The sequence below is a fragment of the Aquincola tertiaricarbonis genome (assembly GCF_023573145.1).
In the GTDB taxonomy this organism is placed as follows: Bacteria; Pseudomonadota; Gammaproteobacteria; order Burkholderiales; family Burkholderiaceae_C; genus Aquincola; species Aquincola tertiaricarbonis_B.
The window spans coordinates 2,979,522-3,002,854 of record NZ_CP097636.1 but is presented as its reverse complement, the minus strand read 5'-3'; the positions used below and the strand labels follow the sequence as shown (position 1 = coordinate 3,002,854).

Genomic DNA, 23,333 nt, shown 5'->3' with positions numbered 1-23,333 from the left:
GCGCGCAGAGCCTCCCAGTACCCTCCGACATGGGCACCGACTCTCCGCTGTCGATCCCGGCCTGGTAAAGAGACCGAAGCAGCCTGGCGGCTTCTTCATCGCGACGAATCAGCTCCCGCACGTACTCGCTGGCATTGCCGTACAGGCCCGAGCGAGGACGCTCGTCAACCACATCACGCAAGGCATCGGTCAACGAAACGTTCATGGTGGGGCTGTTGGCGCGCATGGGCCGCATCCTCAGTCATGCCAGCTTGGCCATGACGATGCGCTATGCCCACCTTCTACCTGATCAACTGCAGGCGGCGACCAGACGGAACCCGCTGGCACCTGCACCTATGGAGTCCGCCTGAGCCCTAAAACCGCCCAGGGCGAGGGTCTAGTCAATGCCCATCTGACCGCCGTTGAACCAAGCAACGTCGAAACCGTCCCTCAGCAGCACGGCTTTGAGCGGTGGGAACGGGGCTGCTTGAACTCGTTCAACGTACTTGACCAACGTGTTCCGATCCTCGGTGAGGATGTGGCTGATTTCTTCAAAATCGCACTGCGCAATCAGCTTGAAATCATCCTTGACACGCACTCGATCATCACCCTGATCCCGCGGATGTTGGGCAATGAGATTGCCGCATCGTTCGGCGTGGTCGATGTTGAATGGAAGGACGACCAGGTTGCGCAGCGGCAAAGACGTGTAGGGCTGCTTGACGTGGAACTCTGACGCCACGACGGTCGATAGAAACATCGGAACCTGACGAGCGACGCACTCCCGAAAGTAGAGCTGAGCTGTCTGGTGATGAGGTCTTGTCGGATCGGCAAATGTGATCAAAAAACTCGTGTCAAGCAACACACTATTCAACGTCGCCCCCCGCGCAGCTCATCGACCCAGGCGGACGCACTCTGAACGTCCTTCCAGGCGCTTCGTCCTTCCAGGGTCATCTTGGCAATCGATGCTTCGTCGACGTCCGTGGCGTACTCAACGAACTCCAACAGCTTCGCATTGCGAAGCTCTCTTGTCTTTACGTTGTACTCGGCCTTCACCCGCAGCATCGCAGACTTGTACAGTCGGTTGACCTTGTCGGCGCGGAGCAGATCCTTGTCTGTCTCAATGGTCAGCCTTTTGCCATTCGGCAACTTGACATGAGCATTGGGCTTCTTGCTTCCACCAACCTCTTGGATTTCCCCACGGATGTAGCGCTCAACTACCACCCAGTGGTCGGCCTCCTCGGTTCGGAAGTCAGTTCGCGAACTGATGATCAGAGGACGGTTCAAGAACGGTGCCGAAATCCTGTAGGCGAGTCCTTGGGTGCTTCGAGCCGCCTTCTGCCAACGCTCGATGACGGCTTTGCGCTTGTGATCAACCAAGCGCATCAGCTCGCTGTCCTCTAGCGCCTTCAGGTCACCAAAAAGCTTCGGAGCGTTGTCCAGCGGGTAGGTCTCGACAGCAAGCGACCCGTGCTTGATCTGAACATCAAGATTGCGAGCGTCGATTTCCCTGCCGTCACCTTGAAGGAACTCCTTGACCTCTTCGGCGAAGCGCACGAGGTCGCCCAGGCGGACGCGGTCAGGGCTCGTCTCGAAGCCGCTTGACGTATCGTCGAGTGCGAGGGTGATGCGCTGCCCGTCCATGATGGGCTCATTCTATGGGTGAGGGGGGCACAGCCTAGGTCGGCATCTTCACCAAGGCAGCAACCCACGTAGTGCGTCTGCGACGGCTGTTGATACTGCGTTGACAGCAGCCAAAAAAGAAGCCCGCACTAGGCGGGCCTCTTGGTACCTAAGTGCTTGATGCACAAGGTAAAAGTTTGGTGGCGCTTCAGGGATGCGGCGCCAAGGCCGCGCCAAGTCCGCGCCAGCAAACGTCTTTTCGTCCCCAGAGCCTCGCCGCGAGCGGGTTGGTGGTTGGGCCACCCAGTGTGCCACACGATCAGCCACTTCGGAGCCAGCGCGGGCGTCAGGTGAGAAGTTGCTTTCCTGGGGAAGGGGGTTGATTTTTGCCCGGTGGTGTCCCACGCTTGGGCATGCACTAGTGGGCTTCCCCTCATGCGGTCTTGACTAGGCACCGGATTGCAACCAGCGGATGCAGACTTCCTATTAACTGCGCTGGCGATTGTGCTCGCTTGGCGCCAGCAATTCGCCTAATTGCGCACGCCAGATTGAATCTAAACAGCTGACCTAAATGTTAATCGCGAAAACGTGGCGATGGCTTCTCAGCAAGGACGAGGATTCCAATTTTTTTCATTGGCTTGCTGTGGGTATCGTCTGGTATGTGGTGATAGTCGCGGGATCTCTGGCCATTTTTTCCTCGCACTTCACGAAAGTGCCAGAAACTTCTTCCTTCGACTTTGCGAGCTTGATAGTCAATGTTGTGGGCACACTTTGGATCGGCGCCGGCGTAATTTACAAGCCTCCAAAGAGACCTATCCAAGATTTGGAGGGCCACATTATTAGCACATTTGCAGCTGCTTCCCGCCACTGCACAATTGGATTGCTATTGATCGCTTTTAGCTTTCTCGCACAAATTCTCGTCAAGCTGTGGTAAGCCTGCAAGACGGTGATGTTTCAAAGCTACGAGAAAAGGCGCAAGAGCACTCTCCATGTGCAGAGGCCGCCGACGACAATAACGAGAGAACAGTACGCAACCCGCGCAAATTTAAAAAATTTGTCGTTGGTGTTGTCTCCACTTAGATTCTCTTGCTCAGTGTTCAAGTTTGATGCAGCTACTTCCGGTGCCCAGTGATTTCTCTTTTCCATTTCATCTCCTGCTTCGCATGTTTTCATTCAAAAGCGGCTTGATGTCAAGATTGGAACATGGGCGAATGAATTCCATCATGCCGCACTACACCGGTTGCTCGTTGTATGGTTGCTTGACGCATGCCCGGCAATACCTGCCTCGCAAACATGATTGAGCCCTGCCGTAGGTAGTTACGATGGCTGACGGAGAAAGTGAAGGCTCCACCGTTCAGACAGCGATCCATCTTGTTCGCGCTGTTGCGTGGCCCTCTGTTATTTTCTTCCTGGTTCTGTCCTTTTGGACGCCATTGCAAAGGATTGCCAACCGTGTATCTCCCCTAGTCGAGCGCATCGAGTCTGTTTCTGTAGGCGGAGTGAAGTTCAATGTGAGTAAAGAGTTCATTGACAAGCGGGCATCCGACGCTGTCAGGAAAGCGGTTAATTCTCTGAAGCCAGAAACCCTTAAGTACATTTTGGAGCACGAGCGTGCAATTCATAGGACAACTCGAACTACATTTGATCCTGAAGAGCTTGACTTGATTGCGACGGGTCTTTGCACGGAGCTGAATTGGAAAGCTCTGGACGAGCTGCAGAGAGAGGATTCAAAACGCGAACACAAATATATGGCTGGAATGGATTGCGGATCGAAATACGAAGATGTGCGGGTATTCTTGCTTGAGCTCGTGCCTGAACTTATTGAGCGCTCGAGGTAAGCCGCGCGGGCAGTTCGCACAGACAAACATGATCGAGTTGTCTGTGGCAGCGCGATCAATCCCATAAACGTCGTTTGAAGCAAAGCTTTCATGCCGTCAACAAAACACGAGCGCAGGCGCGTTGGCGCGGCCGCGCGAGGGCCTGTTCCGCGTGCGATGAGCTCGCGTTTGCGCTCGAGCGCTCGGCCGGTAATGGAAGAAAGACCGGAATTCACGCAGACTGAGGAGGTCTCGCCTAAACGAGTTGCTCGGCCTTCGATCCATCTGGTGATGGATTTCATTAAGAGCATGGCTTGGCCGGGCCTGGTGATATTTCTGGTCGTGTCCTTTTGGGAGCCATTGCAAGGAATCGCTAGCAGGCTCTCTCCACTAGTCGAGAGAATCGATTCAGTGAGTGTCGGAGGCGTTCAGTTGACGGTAGGGAAAGAGTTCATTGAGAAGCGAGCTCCTGAAGCTGTAAGGACTGCTGTTAATAGATTGACCCCTGACGCCATTCGATATATTCTAGAGCATAGTAAGGGCGTGAAGCGAACTAACCGCGACTTCCTCGACAGTCATCAGCGCGAATTGATCGCCGCAGATCTCTGCCGCGAGCTGAACTGGAAAGACCTCGAACGGATTAAGAAGGATGAGCCGAAGGACGACGTCATTTACAAAGCGGGGATGGATTGCGGCTCCAAGTATCAGGATGTTCGGGTGTTTTTGCTTGAATTGGTGCCGGAGCTGGTGAGGCTTGCGAAGTGATATATGCCGGGGCTAATTAAGGTTTCGTGCGTCAGAACCGCAGTTGGTTCTTGTTTGCAGTGGACTCATCGTCTCATATGGACTCATCGTCTCATATACACCCGACGCACCATCAGGTAGTATCTCGATACTACCCATGGGTTGCCTGAGGTAGTATCCGGTACTACTGCCAGAAGCAAGCGGATTGCGTTGAATCAGCAGTGAAACCGCATAAGCGCCGTGGAGTGGGGCTCGGCAGATTTCAACAGCGCGCAGATCCATTCCTTGCCGGCTGCTGAGGCGTCCAACGAAACGCCGCCCGCTAGCGCCCCGACGCCGATCTCCGGCTCGCCGATGCGGCGGTGGGCCGAAAGGGCCAGCAGGGGCAAGTTGGAATGGCCTCGGTAATGGGCTTTGCCATCGACGCCAATCCGAGAGACTTCAAAAACGAGACGAGGCGCGCCTCCATTGAATTCGACAGCCACGCATTTCATGTTCAGTTCGAGCCGGGAGGCGCCTGCGCCAAGCCGGGCTAGCGCTGCGTCAATCCATGCACGGGCGGTGAGGGTGGCCGGCCTCAAAGGCGCAGCGCTGGGTGCCGGCCGCTCGTTAGCTGGGCCCCGCGCTTCGCCTGAACTGCGCGCGTCCCATCGTTCGGGCAGGCCTGAGCCACCCATCAGCGATTCCAGCGGGGCGAGCGCTGCCGCGACGCTTTCAAGCGCTTGGGCGCTGCGCGCCGCGAGGGCTCTGGCTGCCTGCGCCTCGGCGTTCGGCGCCGCGACCTTGGTCTCCGGCAGCGCGTCGTCGATCAATTGGTACAGGGCCTCGGCCTTGCTCATGCCAGGCCGAACGCGGTCAGCGAAATCTTTCAGCAGCGCTCGGCGCTGCTTTGAAAGGCATAGGGTCGCGAACTTGTGGTCCCAAGACGCTAGAGGCACCTTTGGCTTGGCCGGCATGGCGCGTCAGCCCCTGCCACCGCGCGTGGGCGCGAGTTCGGCAGCCCGCTGCTTGGCCCACTGGGCAAGCAGCGACAACCTGGCCTTCAGCTTTTCCGGAACCAAGTCCACGCGGGATTCGGCAGCCGAGGCAGGCGCGGCGCCTGCGGCGCTCCAATCCAAGGTCGTTCCTTTCGCTCTGCTCTTATTCATGCGCACGGCCAGCGCGCGGACGAGTTCCTCTCGCTCTCGCTTCGGGACTGGGGCTTGATGCGAATCCTCGTCGGTTCGCGTCATTGCGCCGGCTGGGGCATAGAGCGTTGTCCCGAATCTGGAGCGGCTGAGCGCCACATACGCCCATTCGCGGTCGATCATCACAGGGTTGAGCAACGCGAACGCAGAGCTGAAGGTGCGACCCTGGCTTTTGTGGTTCGTGAGGCAATACGCATGGTCGAATCGGCCGAAGGCGCAGGGGATGCGCGCCAGGCGCTCGCCTCGCGCGTTCACTTCATCGAGCTCGACCCTCAGGACCGGAGCGCCTTGGCGGTCGACCTCGAGCGCCGTGATCGACCCCAGCGCGCCGTTGACGACGCCGAGGCCGGGGTCGTTCTGAGTGAACGCGATGCGATCGCCCGGAGCGAAGCGACGGAGCAAAGGCTCTTCCCCGTCGCGCAGGATCGCGCACAGCGTTCCCCGCTCGTCCTGGACCACGCCCCGAGCGATCAGCGCGTCGCGGGCGACATCGTTGAGGCTCCGGGCTTCGGCCCGGGTGGCCGCGATGATAGCTTTCTCCTGAATGGGCGCCTTGTCCGCGCTCCAGTCGGCTATGAGATCCTGGATGGCCACGCCCTGCGAGGCCACGAGCCTCAATCTGCCGCGAGCGTCCATGGCGCGAAGGGCGCGTTCCGTGTCCCCAGTCGCGATGTCGGCCACCGCCTGCCGCATCCACGCATGATCGAAGCGAGCGCTCCAGCGATCCAGCGCTTTTGCCAGCCGTGAGTTGCCGGCGCCCAGGTCGCGCAGCGCGCGAAGGCGCGCGTCCTCCGGCAATCTGTTGATGGCGCTAAGCTGGCGCGGATCAATCCCGAGGACCTTCGCAGCCTTGCCGCTGGAGATCCATTCGAACAGCGGCGCGTGATCCGTGCGCTGGCGCTGAATCGTTGCTATCTCAGCCCTTCCGTGGCGCTCCATGAGCGACTTGAAGATCCCGCCCGCGCCGATGGGCTGCAGCTGCTTAGGGTCCCCGACGCAGATGAGCTTCGCTCCCGCCTTCACAACTTCTTGCTGCAGCAGCGCGAACTCCCGCGAGCCAACCATTCCCGCTTCGTCCAGCACCAGAGCGCACCGGGCATCCAGCGCCAGCCGCCCATCTTTAAGCGCAAGAAGCAGGCTGGCCAGCGTGCGGGATCGAATGCCGGCCTCCCTGGAAAGGTTCTGCGCTGCGGCGGCGGACAGGCAACAGCCGATCACGCGCATGCCACCGCTCTTGTGGGCTGCCGCCACTGCGCGAAGCGTGGTGGTCTTTCCGGCGCCAGCCCAGCCCTCGATGAACGCGTGATTGCCTGGTTGGCAGCAAACGGCCAGCGCCGCGGCGCGCTGCTCATCGAGGCGGACCGCCGCGCCAACGCTGGAAGTCAACTCCGCTTCAAGCGTGGCAAGCGCCTCTTCCACCAGATCTTTAGGTAGCGCATGAGCGGTTGAGCCACGCCCATTGGCCACCGCCCGATCGATGTCCGCCTCGAGGCCAAGCATGGCCCGCGAGGTGAAGACCGGCGTCAGGTGCTCGGTGTGGCCAAGCCGCGCCACCAGCGGGCTTTCCAAGAACAGATCCAGCTCGCGAAGGCATTGAGCGGCGCTCCACCGCCCCATCGCCTTCTCGCAAATCAGCGCGAGGGCTTCGTGCGGGGTGGCAACCGAGCTTGACTGCGTCAGCTCGGCTAGCAAGTCCGCATGGTCGATCACCAGCTCGTCAAGCGGATCGGGCTTCGCGCCGCCGCGCCAACTCGCGACAAGCGCCGGCGTCAGCCCCAGGTCGGCAGCTTTTTGTTTGAAAAGCTCCAGCAGCTGAGGCAGGGGCGGCTCCGCTTTCGCGGAGCGGGTGGCCAGCGCCGCCGCATCGCGCTCGGCTTGGCTGGCAGAGCCGGATTCGCCGTGGGCGAGATGCCCCTGAATCTCGCGCGAGCGCGTCGACAGCGCGCGGCGCTGCTGGTCTTCTACGCCCGCAATCTTGAAGTAGGGTCCGTCAGGCTCGATCCCGAAGCCCAGGGCCTTCATGCGGGATGCAAGTTCAACCCGAAACAAGGCCCCCGTTGCCAGTTTCGCCTCAAAGTGGGGCTTGCCATCTAGCGCCGCCCACGCGCCATCCGCGCGGAGCCCCAGGTTGAAGACAAATGCGTGAGCGTGCAGTTGGGGATCGAGCGCGCGGCTCGCGAAGTGGGTGTAGACGGCGGCCACCACCGCTTTGACGGCCTCTTTGATGCGCCCCGCGTGCCCGCGGCGCGCCACCGCGAGAGATTCGCTGTGGGAGAGCGCCACGCGCACAGATGCCTGCAATGCCTGGACGATCGCAGCCTGCGTTCCCTCGTCAGCGGCTGCAAAGAGCGCCGACACATCTTTTGGCGCGGAAAAGGTCAGGTCGAGTCCCATGACGTGATCAGCGCCGGCTCCGTGGACCATGGCCGCGCCGGAGCGCGGGTCAACGCCTGCGGCCAATCTCTCCACTGCCTCGCGCGTCGGAAAGCTGTGGAGCTGCAACGATGCAACGCCCCGGCCCGCCCAAAATGGGGCAGGCCCCTCGACGGATCCGCCGCGCGCGTACTCATCAAAATCCCCATGCGCGCCAATGCGCTGCGGGGCGAGATAAGCGAGGTATCCACGCTGCACTCGGCCAGCGCTTCCAATTTTTGTGATCGACAGCATTGGCCCTCCTAGACATACACGCGCGGAGTGATTCCCATGCTTAAGAAGGGATGGGCGCGCCTCCCGCAAAGCGCACACTCCACGCGCCTCGCTAGCCCATCCGATCCACCAAATCCTCGGGCCGCAAATTGGCATACCGGTGAAGCATCTTCAACGAGCTATGGCCGACCATTCTCATGATTTCGTAAGCATGCAAGCCCTTCTTCTTAAGGAACATCCTCGTGATAGCCTCATGCCGTAAATCGTGAAAATGGAGGTCATTGATGCCGGCGACTTTGGTCAGCCTGGCGAAGGCGCAAGACACCGTCGAGGGCTGCCCCAAATCGAAAAGGTCCGATGCGCCTTCAGCTTTCAGCAATCGAAGGACTCGGATCGCGCGCCTGCTTAGCGCCACCCAGCGCGCCTTTTTGGCCTTTGTTTTTCCCTTCGGGATATTCCAAACGCGCTGCTCCAAGTCGAATTCATCCCAATTGGCGCGCACCAGCTCGGATTGCCGGGCCCCCGTCTCGATGGCCAATCGGATCAAGCACCTCCATTGGCGCGCCTTGCGAGCGTCGAGCGACAAAAGCGCCGCGCTCAGCGCCTTCTCTTCTCGCCGCAACAGGCGCCGGTCACGCCCGTCGTTCCAGTCGTCAGGCAAGCAATCTGTCGGAACATGCAAAGGTTTAAAGCTCACGCGATGATGTTTCGCTCGCCATTTGCATGCGGCAGAGATTAATTCAAGGTATTTGACTGCGCTGCTTGGAGCGTAATTTGAGCCCCTCCTGGTCTTGGTTTCAAGCAGTTTAAGAATGAACGACTCGCAGAAGTCGTCATCCACCTCTTCCTGCCGCGCCTTGCCAACGAGCTTCGCAATTTTGGCGAAAATCGCGACCTTGTGTTTTTCCGCCTGCGGCCTTGTTGCGTAAAGGAGCAACGTCTGCGCGACCGGCTCTTGGTTGAATTCCTTCAGGGACGGCACTTTTTTTCGCCTCACGGCGCTTCGAGCCTTCTCATCCTCAGCGTGCGCAAAATGCAGCGCATCATGCTTGTTGGGGAAGCACCTGTTAATGCGCTGCGCTCCTGGCACACGAATTTGAACCAGCCATGATGATGACCCGTCCTTGTTTTTTCTCTCGCTCACTGAAGCCATAAATCCTCCTTGATTATTGCTACAGGCTAGCGACAAGGAGAATTTGACCGCCGCTGGTCAAAAATTCGCAAGTTGCGCTTGCCCGCGCAACTCGAAGAAATCACTTATGGTTTTAAGTGGCAATACTCCGAGAGAGACCGTCGGAAATGCATAAAGCGCCGCATTTCCGGTATCCGGAATCGGCTCACGACATAAGGCAGCTTTTGTCTTGTCATAAAGATCAATAGTGCCTCTCATAAGATTATTGAACGTCGCTTTGACGGCTTACTGTTCTGATCAGGGCGAGTAAGCTGCAACTTGTGGCAACTTCATAAAATCCGACGAACGGTGCTCTGTAGTGGATGCGAATCATATTTGCGCCTAGCGCTGAGCGAGCCCGGCAACCTCTACAGCGCTGTGAAGCGTGAGTCGATCCCCAACCACGATTGGTCAATCTGTTCCGTGGGCAAGCCTTATCTACATGACTATTTGTGGAGGCGATGTGGAGATGACTGCACGGGAAATGAAAGAGCTGCATGAGGCGAGAGGGATTTTTAGGAACGAATACGATGTGAAATCAGAGCTTGTGCGGGCGTCACAGGTGGCTGAGATACTAAGCATTCCGATCTCCACCCTGCATCAATTGGTGCGAGAGGGGCGGTTTCCAATCCGCCACCAAAAGATTGGGCGATTGACGCTATTTGCGCTGGATGAACTTGCGCTCTGGCATATACGACAGCGGAACGCGCGCGCTTTAGATGTCACGCAGCGTTTAGCGAGCAGAAAGGCGGCGCCGAACGATTTCTAGTGTCTGTCGTTCCGCACTACCGCAAGCAGCGGGAACCAAGTTTCCACCCAAGAGGCGCGCGCGCGCCTACTCGGTCTCAGTTGGGACTTCAATTAATGCCTTATCTCGCAGCATTAGTGCCAAGCGCTCAGGTTGAAAACTGCAATTTGCTCAAGGCCTTGGTGAAATGTCGGCTATGGCTTTGGGGGGCCGCTTTGTCGCCGGCGATGAAGATCCCAAGCGGCCACCTTTCGGGCGATGCGCCTTCGAGCTGCGATATATTCCTTCTTGCTGATTCCTTCCGCGCGAATAATCTGTTCTGGAGTTCCCCCGGCTAGCCATCCCACCATTAGCGCTAGGGCAGTGGGGTCGTCGCTCAAGACCGATTGAAATGAACGCGCTCGCAATTTCGCGTTCAGAGACTCCTCCTCCTCAATGGCGGTGTCCTCCGCGGATGCGAAAGATTGGTGCAATTCCGAGGCGGCTGCATAACCGGAGGAGTCGCCAAGCTCGTGATCAAACAAGGTGAGCCGAGTTTCGCTTCGCTGTCGATCTGCATATGCAATGCTTTTCATAGCATTTGCTAGGAAGACCGTGAGCGGCACATGTATGGGCCAAGCTCTTGTTCCATCGAGGCATCGCATCAGCGCCTCATGAAGCAGATCTTCCGAATCGGCGAAGCGCGTGTTCGAGGTTAAATGGGTCGTGGCGCCGATTAATGCGCGCCGTTGCGGCACGCTTAGAGCTAAATATGCATTAATAAGTTGATTTGATGTGGCTATTAAAGTCATTTCTCACCTTATGTGTCCGCCAAATAGCTGGCAATACATAGGCTGGTCAGAAATGACTTTTGCCCGCCACGAGTAAACGTGAATAATTGCTTCCGTTTTGGCACGAAAATTAATTTGGTCGATTACCCCAGTTTCCAAGCCTTTAGGAGGGAATACGGCTTGGGGTAATTGATGAGTGAATTGAATAAGCTGGCGCCACCATCAGCGTTGAGAAGAAGTCCTTTGGCGTGGGCAGCGGCAAGCGTCGCGAGCGGCGCAGTGGTCTTTGCGGGTTCGCTGGCAGTTTTGTGGCGCGAACTTCCTGGGCTTCCTGTGCCGGCGGGCTCGTTAACGACTCACGCAGGATATTGGCTCAGCTGTGCCGCGCATCAACTGGCGCCGGTTTTCCAGGCTGCCCGCGCTTCAGAGTATGGGTCGCATGTGGCAGCGCTGAGCGCCAACGGACACCTCGCTCCGATTGCGTGGCGGGTTGCCGTTTCAGGAGCCCTCGCGCTAATACCAAGCTTCCTATTGGCGCCGGTATACCTAAGGGCGAAGGATGGACTGCTCCATGTCCGTGGGCCTTCCCGGCTTAGCGGAAGAACCGCAGTGAAGTCGCTGAACAAGGCGCTCAGGCAAGCTGTCGCTGCGAGGCCGGATCACTACATCACCCCGCTGGTGCAATACCCGGCCGATCTGTGGACAAGGCATGTCCTTGTCGTCGGCGGCGTTGGCTCCGGCAAGACCACCGCGCTGCTGCCCATCGCAGAGCGCGTTGCCGGTCGCGGCGAGAGCTTGATCGCGTTCGATGCCAAGGGCGATTTCACCAGCGCGCTGCCCGGCGCAGCGCTGATCGCCCCTTGGGATGCGCGGTCGAAAGCTTGGGACATAGCCAGGGATCTGCGCGCGATCGGAGACATAAGGAGGTTCGCCGAGGCACTGGTGCCACAAGGAACTGACCCGTTTTGGTCCAACGCATCCCGCGAAATTTTGGTTGGCAGCATCCTCTTCCTGCGCCAGAGACAGGGGCAGCTGTGGGGGTGGGCTGATCTTGCGGCCGAGCTGGTGCGGCCAATTCATGAACTCAAGGCGGTCATGGATCGTTTCAACCCAACCGCCGCGAGGCTTATTGAAAAGCCTGGGGTCACGGCGCAAGGCATCCTTTCCAGCCTTTCGGCGCATTGCGCGCCGATCACTGACCTAGCGAGAGCATGGGGCGACCTCCCGGACAGCAAACGCGTCAGCATCGTTGAGTGGGCGCTCGCCGCGCCTGCATCGCGCCAGATCATCGTGCAGGCTCACGCGTCCTACCCGCTGCTGACGAAGTTCCTTGCCCAAGGGATCCTTGGGGCATTGGCTGGGTTGGCAAGCAGCCCTCAGCTCTCCGATTCATTCGATCGCAAGCTGTGGCTGATCGCCGATGAGGCTGCCCAACTGGGCAGGGCTCCGTTCCAGGAAATCTGCTCCGTTGGCCGGTCGAAAGGAATTCGCGCGGTGATCGCGACGCAAGACTTCGCGCAGCTTGAAAGCATCCATGGGAAAGAAGTTGTGCAGTCGCTGATCTCGATGTGCGGAACATTGATCGTCGGCCAAATGGGGCCGGGGCACAGCGCCGAGACGCTCGCAAGAGCGCTGGGCTCCCGGGAGGTAGAACGAAGGAATGTCTCGATCTCAGCTCCTGGCCCCGGTTCGACGGTCAGCTACGCGCGCGAAGACCTTGCCTTGTACAAGCCGTCGGAACTGGGAACCAGGCTGGGCAAGAACAGCGCGGGTACGGGCGTGGTGATGGCGCTCGCGACAGGCGGGGATGTCTACGAGCTGACCTGGCCGATCGTCATGCGCAAGCCTCTGCGCAGACCCTTTGTGGCCGCCGCCTGGACCACCGCAAGCGTTGCTCCAGTGGCGCCATCGACTCCCGCGTTCGGGGCGCAGGGCGGGGCCGGCAGCAGCGCGGCGCTCGGGCCATCGCAGTGGTCAAGCGTTGCGGTGAAGGGTGGAGCGAATGCTGCCTCAGCGCATGCGGGCGGCTCTCCGTCCTCAGAGGAAGGCGGGTTCGACTGGCAAGAGCCGCGTGAGCTTGCCGGCGCTGACGCAAGCGACCCGTTTGCTGGGCTTGAAACGTTCGATGACGAGGGCCTCAGCGATGAGCCATCCGACCCAGCAGACAACGGCCGGAAAGATTCGATCTAACGCGCGATCAGCGTTTTGGAGGCGAGTCTCGGTGGCTCCGGAGACCTTGGCTGCCGTGTTGAACGGGCGAGCGCGGAAAGGAAAGGCGAAGAAGAACAAACGGGAGACAGCGATGGAGAAGAGGGAGCGGGGGAACGCTGGAACTGAGGGAAGGGCGGATGTCAAGAGCGAGGTGGCGCGGGCGGTGATCGCCGCGATGGAGGTTGGCAGCGCGCCATGGCAACGGCCCTGGTCGCAGCGCTGCATGAAGCCCATCAACCCAACGACCGGAAATGCCTACCGGGGCGTCAATCGAGTGCTCCTGGCCATCGCCGCGGCTGGACGATCGTCTGGAGAATTCATGACCTACCGCCAGGCTGCTGAACGCGGGTGGCAGGTGCGCGCAGGAGAGAGGGGCTCAATGATCGTCAAGGTCGTTGAGATCGGCGGCGGTGAGGCCAGAAGCGAGCACGAGCGCGAGGAAGCGAAGTCGCAAAAGGAGCAGGGCCTGACGCCCCGCGCGCTGCGGCGCTACTTCGTCTTCAATCGGGATCAGATCGACGGCATGCCGCCACTGGATCCGCAGCCTGAGTTCCCGGCCTTTGATCCGATCATGCGGGCTGAGGCTGTGGTCCAAGCCCTCACCGAGAAGACCGGCTTGAGCGTGCGCGAGGGAGGCTCAGCAGCGTGCTACATCCCTTCTCGCGACGAAATGATCTTGCCGGCCAGGTCAGCTTTTCAAACCGCGCATGACTGGCACGCAACCCAGTTGCACGAGGCTGCGCACTCGACACTGCATGAGCGTCGCTTGAACCGGACCGCTGCCCTGGGCAAGCGGTGGGGCGACGCTGCGTATGCCATGGAAGAGCTTCGGGCGGAGATCTGCTCGGCGATCCTCGCCGCTGAAACCGGCGTTCCGATGAGCCAGCGGAACATCGAAGCCCACGCGGCTTATCTGCGCGATTGGGTCAAGGTGATCGCTAACGAGCCAATGGCGATCTTCTCGGCGGCCAAAGACGCCGAGGTGATGGCGGAGTACCTGTTGAAGCTCGAGCACGGATTGCGAGCAGAGCGGCGCGAAGCAGGCTGGGTGGCGGAATATGACGCGGCGCTTTCTCGCTCTCGCTGAGGCCTGGGGCGCGTTGGCGGACACCGAGGGGGCCATCGGCAATCGCAACAGCCGCAGTCATGAATCGGCCCTTGGCAGTTGCTAGCTCATTCGGAAGTGCAGCGATGCAAAAAGGCCCCGCTTCGCGGGGCCTGCAAGGGAAGCCTCGCGCTTCCGCCCGTGTCCAATCACTAGCCAGTGGTGCAGCTGTTCAGGCAAGCTCGGATACAGCCAGCCTGATTCAGCAGCTTCTCGTTTTTGCAGTGCTCTTCGCACTTCGAGCAATCAACAGCGAAAGCCGAGCCGCACGCCAAGACGGCCGCTGCGCAGCAGGTACGGAATATCTTCATGGTGAAGACTCCAAAGCACCATGGGGAAGCGCGGCGCGCTTCTCTCCGGGCATAGCTTGGATTGAAGTTCCAACGACGCGTTCCTATCCCGACTCCCCGTCGACGCGTAAGCGCAAAGTAAAGTGGATGCAGCAGTCGTGCTGTCAGACACGAGTGCGGCCTGACCGCGCTGCATGTTCCCCGCGGCGCAGCGTCATTTGCTCTGGCAAACCGCCGAGCAGCCAGGCGCGGGGCGCCATGCCCGCAACGCGACTGAGGCTGGGCGCGCCTTCGAGCACTCCGAGTTTCCGCAGCCTAGCTGCGGGGCGTCGACAGCTTGTTGAGAGGATCGCGTTCATCGGTTGAGATCCAGGCGTGGGGGGCCTGCTGGGGCTCATGAGAGTCAGGCGTCCAGCCCGAACCGCGCGTCGGCGATCCAGAGCCAAGCGAGGCTCCAAACTGTTGACCAAAACCACATGCGGAACATGTGATCGCCCAGGTTGCCCAGTGTCGCAGCCGCGATCCCAACATAGACGGCCAGACCGAACAAGCAAAGGCAAACATCGACAAGCCGATTCGCCGAGTTGACGAAAGCTTTTCCGCACATCCATGCGGTTGCCACAAGGGCGGCGAGCCAACCGAGCACAGGCGTCCCGAGCAAGCAGGCAAGGAGCAATCCGCCCACCACGGAGCCAAGTTTGCGTTCGCGCCGTTCGCGCTCGGCGCTATCCACATGAGTCATGGAGTTCTTTCATTGAAGGCGACTGGCGCCGGGAACGGCGCTCGCGAGCTCGCCGACGCCGTGAGCCAAGGCTAGCGCGGCAAGTCGCTTCTGTCGATTATTTCCCGTGGACCAGTGGTCTCGGCGTAAATAGTGTCGCTGCGTGGCCGAGGCTTCTTACCAATCGACGCGTCAAGCGCTTGCCGCCCGCATCAAGCAGCGGCGAGCGGAGCTGGGCGTGTCCCAAGAAGTGCTAGCGCTGGAGGCTGGTATAGACCGCACCTTCGTGTCGCAGATCGAGCGTGGTGTTGGCAACCCTAGCCTGCGCATCCTGTGCCAGCTTGCAGATCGGCTTGGCGTGCCGGTGGCAGCCATGCTTTCGGTTGACGGGATAGACGGCTGGTAGGGCGGCTGGGCAACCGGCTCGCGCAGCAGAGAGCCAAGAATGCAACGGGCGGGGCGCTGTCGCCTCGCAAATGGCGCGGCAGCGCGGCTGGCAGGAGAGGCCGCCGGCAGGGCAGCGACAAGGGCCGAGGGGGCGCCACGAGGGTCGCCGGGCGCTCTTCGCATGCCGCAAGCCGGTAGAGCCTGACCGAGGACCGGCGAGAAGGTGGCAGGAACTGCATCTTGCTAAGGACGCATTTCCGGAAGGTTCGCCGTGGGCGATCCACCTGAGTCCTCGCTTCCCCCACGCTTGACTGTGAGCCTGCTTAGGCGTTAAGATGCCTGCAACAACGCCCGCACGGGCCGGTCAGTCAACAAGAGCGCATGTTCTTGGGCCGGTTTGTGCGGGCTTTTTAACGTCTGTCCATTTCTCGATCTGGGCGCGAGTGCGCCGCGTTCAAGATGCCACCTGCGTTAGGCAAACGACTCAACAGGGCCCTCGCGCGGTGCAATAAGGCCGCAGCCAGTACACGGTGGGGCGGGCTTTTTCTCGCTTACCTTGATAAGCGCCGATGGGCGCGGTTCAATAATGAGCGCCCCGAGCTCAGGGAATACTTGAAACCGTATCGAGCGCCGCGCGATCTAGTTCTGAAATTGGCCTCAGAGGGGCTGAGCATCCCAGACAGGAAAGCGGCGGAAGCGATTATTTTCCGCGAGAACTATTTTCGCTTCAAGGCCTACGCCATACCATTTTTCGATAAGCAGGCCGGCGCATTCCATCCGAACACGGCGTTCGCTGACATTCACGAGCTATACTGCGCGGACCAAAAGTTGCGGGACTTCCTGCTGCCGGTCATCGCTCAGCTAGAAGTTCGGATTCGCGCGACGGTGGACAACGTGATCACCGGAATCACCGGGGACCCATTCTGGCACATCAATCCACAATCCTACAAGAAATTTGAAAACGTGGAGAGAGCGCTGGAAAAGGCGCAACAGCGGTTTGGGCAAGGGAAGCAGGAATTTGTCTTGCATTACCGGAGCCGCTATTTCACCAAAAGATCGTATGATTTTCGGCTCTCGCCGCCCTTCTGGATAATTTCCGAAATCTTCACGCTCGAGCAACTGCTAACGGTGTGCCGGTGCTTGAATGACAAAAGCGCGCATTTTGCCGAGTCTCCGGGCTCCAACAAGCTCGATCGCGCTGCAAAGGCGTTCGGATTGAATAGCTGGGGAGCGCTGGTCACGAACCTGAGCTGCCTGTTGGAGCTCCGAAACCTTTGCGCGCACCACAGTCGGCTATGGAACCGGAACCTTCAAAATCCAGGCGGGTTGAGGGGCAAGCACGAGTTTGCTCCAAGCCATCCAAATCGCCTGTATTCCCACCTTTTGATGCTGCGCGTTTGCTGTTCGGCTCAAGGCATACAAGATGGCATCCGCAACTTCATGCAAAGCATGTTCTCGACAGTGCCGATCTTCTCGCGCGACATGGCCAATATGGGATTCCCGACAGATTGGAGCGCGGATAGGGTGTGGACGGATCCTAAGCCTACGACTTAAAAGCTTTCGCGTGAAGCTTGACAAATCGCTGTGGAAGCATCACCGCGGCGGGAATGATAATCTGCGTAAATACGATCAACTTTGGCTATGAGAGAGGACCCCCACCCCCTGCCGGGCTGCCCTAGCGCGGTGAATGCTTCAATCGCGGGCGCGATCAGGAAGGGGACAATGCTGCCTCTCCATAGCTCCCACATGGCGCCCTCCGGCAAACTGCATGCTTCCAGCGCATCCTTGGTGGCGCGGCGCAACGGCTCCAAGAAATAAGCGGGAGCATTTGTTCTGCGATTGAAGAGAGTGGGCGCCCCGCCGAGCAAGTCTGACAGAGCGGCGCAGGAGTTTGAGGCGAGCTCGCCCTCGGCAAGCTGCCACTCTATGAATGACCTAATCGGCTCAAAAAGAATTTCGATTAAAACCGCATCGAGGCATTTCTCGTGCCCGCCACGCCTTAATGCGGTAGCGAGCAAGTATGCGAAGTTTCGCGGCACAGGGAAAGGCGAGAAAGATTCGTCTTCGGTTGAGTGCGCCGCCTGCATTGCCATCTCCAAAGCGACTATATTCTCAGTTTTGTGAGGTTTGTCAAAGGCCGGAGCCGGCTGGTTTTGGCTCGGGTTCCAGCCGCTCGCGCCCGGTTGCGGATTCAGCCTCCGCACGATCGACTTCACGACACTTGCATTCGCACCCAGATCTGTATCAAGCCTTTTCGTAGAATTTGCTCTCGAATCACTCTTTCAGACAAGTCAATGCATCCGCCGTCTATAATTCGGCGTCGCAGCTCCTCGTCTTTAAGACCGGCCGCCTCATTCTTGCATAAATCCATGCAGCTGATTTGGCTCATGCTAGCGTAATCATGATAGTGGTGGCTAAAGGGCGTCAACCCGGCCGCTTTGAACGGCAGGATGGCTGGTTAGAGATTGGGGGTCGGCAAGCGAAGCCGAGGGGTTGGCGAGCTGATTGTCAGAGTTCGCGTGGCCCGGGATATGGCGACATAAAACAGCTTGGCATGAGCCTGCGGTTGCGCAAGAAAGTGCGCGGCGTTAGGGATCAGTACGTGATCGAACTCTAGGCCTTTAAGCAGCAGCGGCGTGGAGACTGTGCGCGCTTGGGGAGGCCGCCCAGCGTGGCTCACACGCTGGCGCGCCGAGTGGATGGCAGCCTCCATTCCAGTGGCTCTCCCGGCGGCAACCTCTCCCAGAGCTCGCTCTGCATCCCGCCAGAGCTCGCGACGGAAAATCCTCGATCGTGGATGCTTGCGGAAAAGCTCGAGGTAAACCTTCGCAGCGGCTTCGCTCTTGGCGGATTTGGCCTTCTGGAAAGCCTCGCTCATCTGGGCGTTGAGAGCTTGTTCTTCTCGCGTCAAGAGCTCATCAGCGGGAGGCGCAGCATAATGCGCCGCGTCTCGCGCCAGCGCTCCGAGCGCCTGCTCGACCGCCTCGGGAGAACTTGCGCTGGTCCATTGAAATCCGAAGTCTTGCAACCGCTGCGCCGCGATTTCTTCAAGCGCCTGGAAGGCCCCCTTGGTTGCTGCGGCGATTCGATTGCACATGCCTCGGTTGCAATGGATCGCAGCGACGGATCCTTCGCGCTCATGCAGCCCATCAAAGTAGAGGCTCATCTCGAATTCGCTGCTGGCCTGGATGTATCTGATCGGGGCATTGGCCAGATCAATCTCTTCGCCCCTCGCAAGGCGCTCGCGCGCGTGGGCGACCCAGGCGCCAAGTTCCTCGTTCTTGCCGGCCCATCGGTGAGGCGTGGAGAGTTCATGGGCGAGGGGGAAGGAGGGCAGTATCTCTGCTGGCCAGCTGAGGTTGGCTCCGGCCCATTCGAAAATTCCTTGCATCGGGTCCCCAAACACCAGAGTCGGCAGGTTTGCGGCAAGCGCTTGGGCAAGCGCGTGTTGATGCGCGTCGCAGTCCTGGTACTCATCGATGAGAACGCGGTCGTAAGAGGCGAGCAACACCTTGCGCACTGCTGGCACCTGCAGCGCGGCTGCTCCTCCGCGGTAAGTCTGCCGCCACTCCTCAGTCGTCCGCGGAAGCCCAGCGGGTGGATTGCCAGATCGAGGGAAGGCCCTGGCGTATTTGAGGCTCCATCCAGCGATCGTGTCCACCGCGCAGGCTGAGGCAGGCACCCCCAAGCGCTTCATGCGGGTTCTGAGAGCGTGCACGCCTGCGTGCGTGTGGGTCAGCACAAGCGCTCGTTGCCCCGCCTTGGCCGTTCTAGCAATCACCTCCGTCTTTCCATGGCCGGCCGGGGCGACCACTGCGCCTCGGGCAAGCGCGGAAAGATCGGCCTCAGGCATAAAGCCATCCCCTGACCGCTGCAAGAGTCGTGGAGAGCGGGCTAGCGGGGGAGTGGACTGCGATGTCCAACAAGAGGGGCGCAATTTCGCGGCCGACTTGGAGCTCTTTGATCCAGTCCTTCCTCACCGCCGCATCGGCAATGGCGGCCTTCTGCTCGTCTTTGGTCAGCACGAGGTCTGCATCCCAATCGGCAAACGGGCGATCGAAAGCGAAGTCTTTCTCGCCGAACCGGTGAGCCAGCGCGGCGTTCACAGAGTCTTGGCCTTTGCGCTCCTTGGCAAACCTGATGAAGCGATCCACCTGGGCATCGCTTGCCGGCAAGAGCGCCGCGGTCTCAGTGTTGAGCTGGTTGGGGTACTCGATGACGGGGACGGCTGCGCCTAGGCAGTTGGCGCGCTGCTCCTCCGTCATCCGCCGGTCCGAGTCGCGGAAGATTGCAACCGCGTAGCCAAGCCGAGCAAGGGCGCAGGCGAGGGCAGGCGCCTGCGTGCCGTCTCCATCTGCTATCGCAACACCCAAATGCTCTAGCGGCGCTCGCGCCTCGAGCCACGGGGGGAGATCCTTCATCCCGAGCAGGATGCCGACCTCGGTAGCCCCCTCGCACAAGAGGATTTTGCGGGCGAAAAGGGCCCGCGGGGTCTTTTTGAGCAGCTTGCCAAAGTCTGCTTCGCGCGCCAGCGCGCCGATCGTCGTGGCGCCGGACCCGCGATCGCGCCGAGCGATGAAGATGCTTGCCGCCTCCGCCTCCGTGAGCGCCACATCGCTATGGGTGCTCATGACCACTTGGCCAACTGGCGAGCCAGCGGCGACAGAAGCTTGCTGAGCTCTCTTGAGCTGCGCGATGGCGCCCATCACGCGATGCGGCTCAAGGCCGTGCTCGATTTCGTCAATAAGCACGAGCGCGCCTTCCTTGATCGCGCCGCGCTGGATTGCGAGGGTCGCGAGCCGCCTGGTGCCCAGGCCAGCAAGGCGCAAGGGCACCCCCGCGTCGTGGAGCGCGATCGACGCTGTGGAAAACCCGCCCCTTCCAAGCTCGAGGCCAGGGTGGTAAGCGCCTTTTGCGTAAGCGCCAAGCGCTGTCGCCTGCTTCTGTGCAACCAAGGCGGCGCCAGCGAGCTCCGGCACTGCTGAAAGGTTGGCGCTGGCCTTGGCCGCCCGATAAGCTTCCGCCAGGTTGTTCGCAGCTTGGTCTATGTCGCCTGTGAGGCGTGAGAGCACGGAACCTTGCCCCCATGTGAGGTGGCGCGCGTCCTCACCCGACAAGCGGACGAGGCCGAACAGCGCCCGATCTCGATTGGAGAGGATGCGCTGCGAGCTCGCGCGCTCGTTCACCAGCTCCCAGACCGGCTCCAGCGTGGCGTCAACGCTCAGGCGCACTGTGAGCACGCCCTCGTCATTTCCCTCCGGCTCGTCCCGAAGATCGCCCTGGCGAGTCCACCCTCTTAGATGCAGGCCAAAGCGCTCGTCGGAAAGCAACTGCTTGCTGAGCTCCCCAACGGTGGCCTCGATGAGGATCTGCTGCGAGGTGTCGCAGCAGAAGAAGTCTGTCTCCGTGAAGGCGATCCAGCGCGAAGAGAGGGCCGCTTCGATGGCATCGAGCGCCGAAGACTTCCCTGAATCGCCCGGTCCGATAAGGCAGCACAAGGGCGCTCCTGCGTCCCACTCGAGTGAGGATATTCCTCTGAAGTTCTCAACGCGTAGGCGCCGAAGCTGCATTCAACCACCTTGATGGCCGACAGTCGCGCCGACCCAGTCGGATTGTCGGCAGCCCTGACGACGCGACGCAAGCGCAAGCGCTGTCGATCACCCGCGAGGCGCAGCGCCTCCGGGGCAAGCATGGCGCAGGGCGTAGACGTCTGCCGCTACGGTGCGCGCCAACATCCACAACATTGATGATGCGGCTTCAGCTTGCCTCGCCCTAGTCTCCGAAAACGCTCGTGTGGGGAGAAAGCTTTGTTGATTCGCTTGAATGTAGCTGCAGCGATGACGCTATTTTTCGCAGTTGCGCCCATAGCGGCGCAGCCAGCCGCCCAAGCTGCGCCGCCCCAGACCAACGCGGCCCCGGTATTGGCGCCTCCGCCGCAGAACGTGAGCCCCTCCGCGCCGGCGCCAGAACGGTGGGAGCAACACCTCGTCATCTATTGCGCAGAGCCGCAAACGCAGCTGTACCAGTTTCAGTCGGCAGCGCAGAGGCAAGTCTTGGCTGCAGGAGCGCAGGGCTATGAGATCGTTTCTGCCGCGTTGAGCCAGTTTGGAGGGAAGCCCTGCATAACACTCGCGTACAAGCGAGCTATCAAATAACTGCTGCGCGAGGCCTAGAGGACAAAAATGCGCAATGCGACACCATGTTTGATTTTGGCGCTGTCGGTTCTGAGCGGCTGCGGCACCTCATACTCCTTGAAAGAGTTTTCTCCGCAGGAGGGGAAACCGAAGAGCGCATTAGTCGATATCAAGCAGCGCGCGATTCTTGGAGGCGCTGGCCCGGCGGGTCAAATGATCCTTTGCGCCGAACCCAGCCCCGACGCAATGTCCTCGTTCGCCTCTGAACTTGCGCTGGATGCGAAATACAAGGAGGCTGTCGCTGCGACGCTTGCCCTCTCCCAGCAGGAGGCGGCTTCCTTCGTGGGGCTGCGCACTCAGACAATCCAACTGCTGCGCGATGGCATGTACCGCCTTTGCGAGGGCTATATGTCAGGCGCGCTGACCTCCGCTGACTATGCATGGCTATCGCGCCGCTACCAACGCAACATGGTCGCCTTGTTGACCATCGAGCAGCTCACCCGCGTCGCGCAGGTGCCAGCCATAGCTCAGGCGAGCCAAGGCTTGGCTTCGGCATCTGGCTCGGCAACTGCGATTCAGGGAGACCTGGCGCAGCTAAACCAATCGCGCGCCAAGCTTGTGGAAGAGAGCGCGCAGCTCGAGGCAGAGCTCGCGAGCGCTCAGGCGCTGCCTGACACTGACACGACGAAAAAGCAAAAGGTTGCCGCGGCGACCAAGGCGGCGCAGGAGAAGAAGGCAGCGATTGCCGAAGTGGACGAGGTGAAAGCGGCGCTGCTGGAAGGATTGAAGACGGCCAAGGGGATCCTCGCTTCCGGTAGCGCAACTGTGCAGGTCATCAGCGCTGGCGTTGTGGAAGGGCAGGCCACGCGGAGCGACCTGATCGCAACCAAGATCAGTGAGCTGACAGCCATGGTGCTTGAACAAGACGATCTGCCCACTCTCTGCTTCCAGCTTCTCACTGGAAGCAGGGCAAGTGGCTTATCGGATCCGTCTGTCTCCAAGCTCAGGGAGAGTTGCGCTTCAATGGTGGACTCCGCAGTCCGGACTGAGGCCAATGGAGACAGATGGAAGTGGTTGAACCAGAGAAGCCAACCTGGACGATTCCCGGGGATAGAGAACTTCACACCTGATTTGACGCCGCCTGGGACTGACAAAGGCCTGACGATGCCCGAGCCTCCCACGAGAAAACGATAAGCGCAGGGGCGGATAAGATGGCCCTATGCATCTCCTGCCCGAGCCATGATTGATCCGGACGCTCGTCAGTTGGTGGATCCGACGTCATTCGACAGCCTGCGAACGCTCACTCGCGAGGAAGTGGACCAGCTGGTAGTGAATGCCCCTGACTTCGTGGCGAGCCGAATCTTGGAGATGGCGCTTGCCAGGCAGGTCCGGCAGCAAGAAGCTGCCTCCTCAAATGGCACCTATCGCCTTCCGTTTTTCGGACCCGGCAAACGCTTTCGGCCGAGCTCAAGCGGCGCCGCGCGGAGCTGGGGCTCTTGCAGGAAGCGCTCGCCATCTAAGCAGGTGTGTGGACCGCACCTTCGTGTCGCAACTTGACCGAGGCGTGGGCAACCAGAGCTTGCGCATCCTGTGCAAACTTGCCGACCAGCTTCAGACCACCGTCGCGCAACTGTTGCGCGGGCAGTGCACGGAAGGGCCATGCAGCGTTCTGTTAGGCGATGGTTTGTTGGTCAGAACGCAACGCATGTGCGCACTTGACGTGATCGCCGTGGAAGTCCACTAGCTGCTCGCTCGCGGCGCCGCCAGACGAGCTTGTTTGAGACGTCTGCAAGTTGAGGTCTG

19 protein-coding genes and 1 pseudogene are annotated in these 23,333 nt (G+C 60.1%); 9 read left to right on the top strand and 11 right to left on the bottom strand.

Translation table 11 applies throughout. From position 1 onward, the window contains the following. Positions 1-88 precede the first annotated feature (88 nt). From MW290_RS33330 to MW290_RS28170, 3 genes and pseudogenes are all read right to left on the bottom strand, one after another. Positions 89-205 (bottom strand): annotated as a pseudogene (locus MW290_RS33330) (ribbon-helix-helix domain-containing protein); the annotation flags it as partial. Between the two features lie 171 nt (positions 206-376). Continuing rightward, positions 377-838, bottom strand: coding sequence for a type II toxin-antitoxin system VapC family toxin (locus MW290_RS28175; protein ID WP_250197671.1), 462 nt, complete (start codon positions 836-838; stop codon positions 377-379). Positions 839-846: 8 nt separating this feature from the next. Then, positions 847-1,620 (bottom strand): hypothetical protein, encoded by a 774-nt coding sequence (locus MW290_RS28170; protein ID WP_250197670.1) that lies wholly within the window; start codon positions 1,618-1,620, stop codon positions 847-849. A gap of 1,301 nt (positions 1,621-2,921) precedes the next feature. Here MW290_RS28170 and MW290_RS28165 point away from each other — a divergent pair. Both MW290_RS28165 and MW290_RS28160 read left to right on the top strand, forming a co-directional pair. After that, positions 2,922-3,437, top strand: a complete 516-nt coding sequence (locus tag MW290_RS28165; protein ID WP_250197669.1) for a hypothetical protein — start codon at positions 2,922-2,924, stop codon at positions 3,435-3,437. A gap of 270 nt (positions 3,438-3,707) precedes the next feature. Beyond that, positions 3,708-4,181, top strand: a complete 474-nt coding sequence (locus MW290_RS28160) for a hypothetical protein (RefSeq protein ID WP_250197668.1) — start codon at positions 3,708-3,710, stop codon at positions 4,179-4,181. 194 nt (positions 4,182-4,375) lie between these two features. On the opposite strand, the gene MW290_RS28155 is transcribed toward MW290_RS28160, so the two are convergent. The 4 genes from MW290_RS28155 to MW290_RS28140 all read right to left on the bottom strand — a co-directional run bounded on the left by MW290_RS28155 (position 4,376) and on the right by MW290_RS28140 (position 9,383). Next, positions 4,376-4,999, bottom strand: a complete 624-nt coding sequence (locus MW290_RS28155) for a hypothetical protein (RefSeq protein WP_250197667.1) — start codon at positions 4,997-4,999, stop codon at positions 4,376-4,378. Positions 5,000-5,122: 123 nt separating this feature from the next. Then, positions 5,123-8,014: a MobF family relaxase gene (gene mobF, locus MW290_RS28150; protein WP_250197666.1), complete on the bottom strand. Its 2,892-nt coding sequence runs from the start codon at positions 8,012-8,014 to the stop codon at positions 5,123-5,125. A 91-nt stretch (positions 8,015-8,105) separates the two neighbouring features. Next, the gene (locus MW290_RS28145; RefSeq protein ID WP_250197665.1) at positions 8,106-9,146 is read right to left on the bottom strand and encodes a site-specific integrase; all 1,041 of its coding nucleotides are present in this window, start codon (positions 9,144-9,146) and stop codon (positions 8,106-8,108) included. Positions 9,147-9,203: 57 nt separating this feature from the next. Beyond that, positions 9,204-9,383, bottom strand: coding sequence for a hypothetical protein (locus tag MW290_RS28140; protein ID WP_250197664.1), 180 nt, complete (start codon positions 9,381-9,383; stop codon positions 9,204-9,206). Between the two features lie 250 nt (positions 9,384-9,633). Between MW290_RS28140 and MW290_RS28135 the strand changes: the two genes are divergently transcribed. The 3 genes from MW290_RS28135 (at position 9,634) to MW290_RS28125 (ending at position 13,980) form a co-directional block, all read left to right on the top strand. Continuing rightward, complete coding sequence (locus MW290_RS28135; RefSeq protein ID WP_250197663.1) at positions 9,634-9,933, top strand: helix-turn-helix transcriptional regulator; 300 nt, start codon at positions 9,634-9,636, stop codon at positions 9,931-9,933. Between the two features lie 1,358 nt (positions 9,934-11,291). Then, on the top strand, positions 11,292-12,872 hold the full coding sequence (locus MW290_RS28130; protein WP_250197662.1) for a type IV secretion system DNA-binding domain-containing protein: 1,581 nt from the start codon (positions 11,292-11,294) through the stop codon (positions 12,870-12,872). After that, on the top strand, positions 12,808-13,980 hold the full coding sequence (locus MW290_RS28125; protein ID WP_310740183.1) for an ArdC family protein: 1,173 nt from the start codon (positions 12,808-12,810) through the stop codon (positions 13,978-13,980). Before MW290_RS28130 ends, MW290_RS28125 begins: the two co-directional genes overlap by 65 nt. 711 nt (positions 13,981-14,691) lie before the next feature. Here MW290_RS28125 and MW290_RS28120 read toward each other — a convergent pair. Beyond that, positions 14,692-15,030, bottom strand: coding sequence for a hypothetical protein (locus MW290_RS28120; RefSeq protein ID WP_250197661.1), 339 nt, complete (start codon positions 15,028-15,030; stop codon positions 14,692-14,694). 142 nt (positions 15,031-15,172) lie between these two features. Between MW290_RS28120 and MW290_RS28115 the strand changes: the two genes are divergently transcribed. Together MW290_RS28115 and MW290_RS28110 are read left to right on the top strand one after the other, a co-directional pair. Beyond that, entirely contained in the window at positions 15,173-15,415 is a 243-nt protein-coding gene (locus MW290_RS28115) for a helix-turn-helix domain-containing protein (RefSeq protein WP_250197660.1), read from the top strand. Between the two features lie 593 nt (positions 15,416-16,008). Beyond that, complete coding sequence (locus MW290_RS28110; RefSeq protein WP_250197659.1) at positions 16,009-16,950, top strand: Abi family protein; 942 nt, start codon at positions 16,009-16,011, stop codon at positions 16,948-16,950. On the opposite strand, the gene MW290_RS28105 is transcribed toward MW290_RS28110, so the two are convergent. The 3 genes from MW290_RS28105 to MW290_RS28095 all read right to left on the bottom strand — a co-directional run bounded on the left by MW290_RS28105 (position 16,947) and on the right by MW290_RS28095 (position 20,894). Next, entirely contained in the window at positions 16,947-17,612 is a 666-nt protein-coding gene (locus tag MW290_RS28105) for a hypothetical protein (protein WP_250197658.1), read from the bottom strand. The two genes, MW290_RS28110 and MW290_RS28105, sit on opposite strands and share 4 nt — an antisense overlap. Positions 17,613-17,854: 242 nt before the next feature. Then, positions 17,855-19,249 (bottom strand): UvrD-helicase domain-containing protein, encoded by a 1,395-nt coding sequence (locus MW290_RS28100; protein WP_250197657.1) that lies wholly within the window; start codon positions 19,247-19,249, stop codon positions 17,855-17,857. After that, on the bottom strand, positions 19,242-20,894 hold the full coding sequence (locus MW290_RS28095) for an ATP-dependent nuclease (protein ID WP_250197656.1): 1,653 nt from the start codon (positions 20,892-20,894) through the stop codon (positions 19,242-19,244). Before MW290_RS28095 ends, MW290_RS28100 begins: the two co-directional genes overlap by 8 nt. A 684-nt stretch (positions 20,895-21,578) precedes the next feature. Here MW290_RS28095 and MW290_RS28090 point away from each other — a divergent pair. Both MW290_RS28090 and MW290_RS28085 read left to right on the top strand, forming a co-directional pair. Further along, positions 21,579-22,724 (top strand): hypothetical protein, encoded by a 1,146-nt coding sequence (locus MW290_RS28090; RefSeq protein ID WP_250197655.1) that lies wholly within the window; start codon positions 21,579-21,581, stop codon positions 22,722-22,724. A gap of 334 nt (positions 22,725-23,058) precedes the next feature. Next, a complete protein-coding gene (locus MW290_RS28085) occupies positions 23,059-23,274 on the top strand; it encodes a hypothetical protein (protein WP_250197654.1) in 216 nt (71 codons plus the stop codon). Positions 23,275-23,333: the final 59 nt, after the last annotated feature.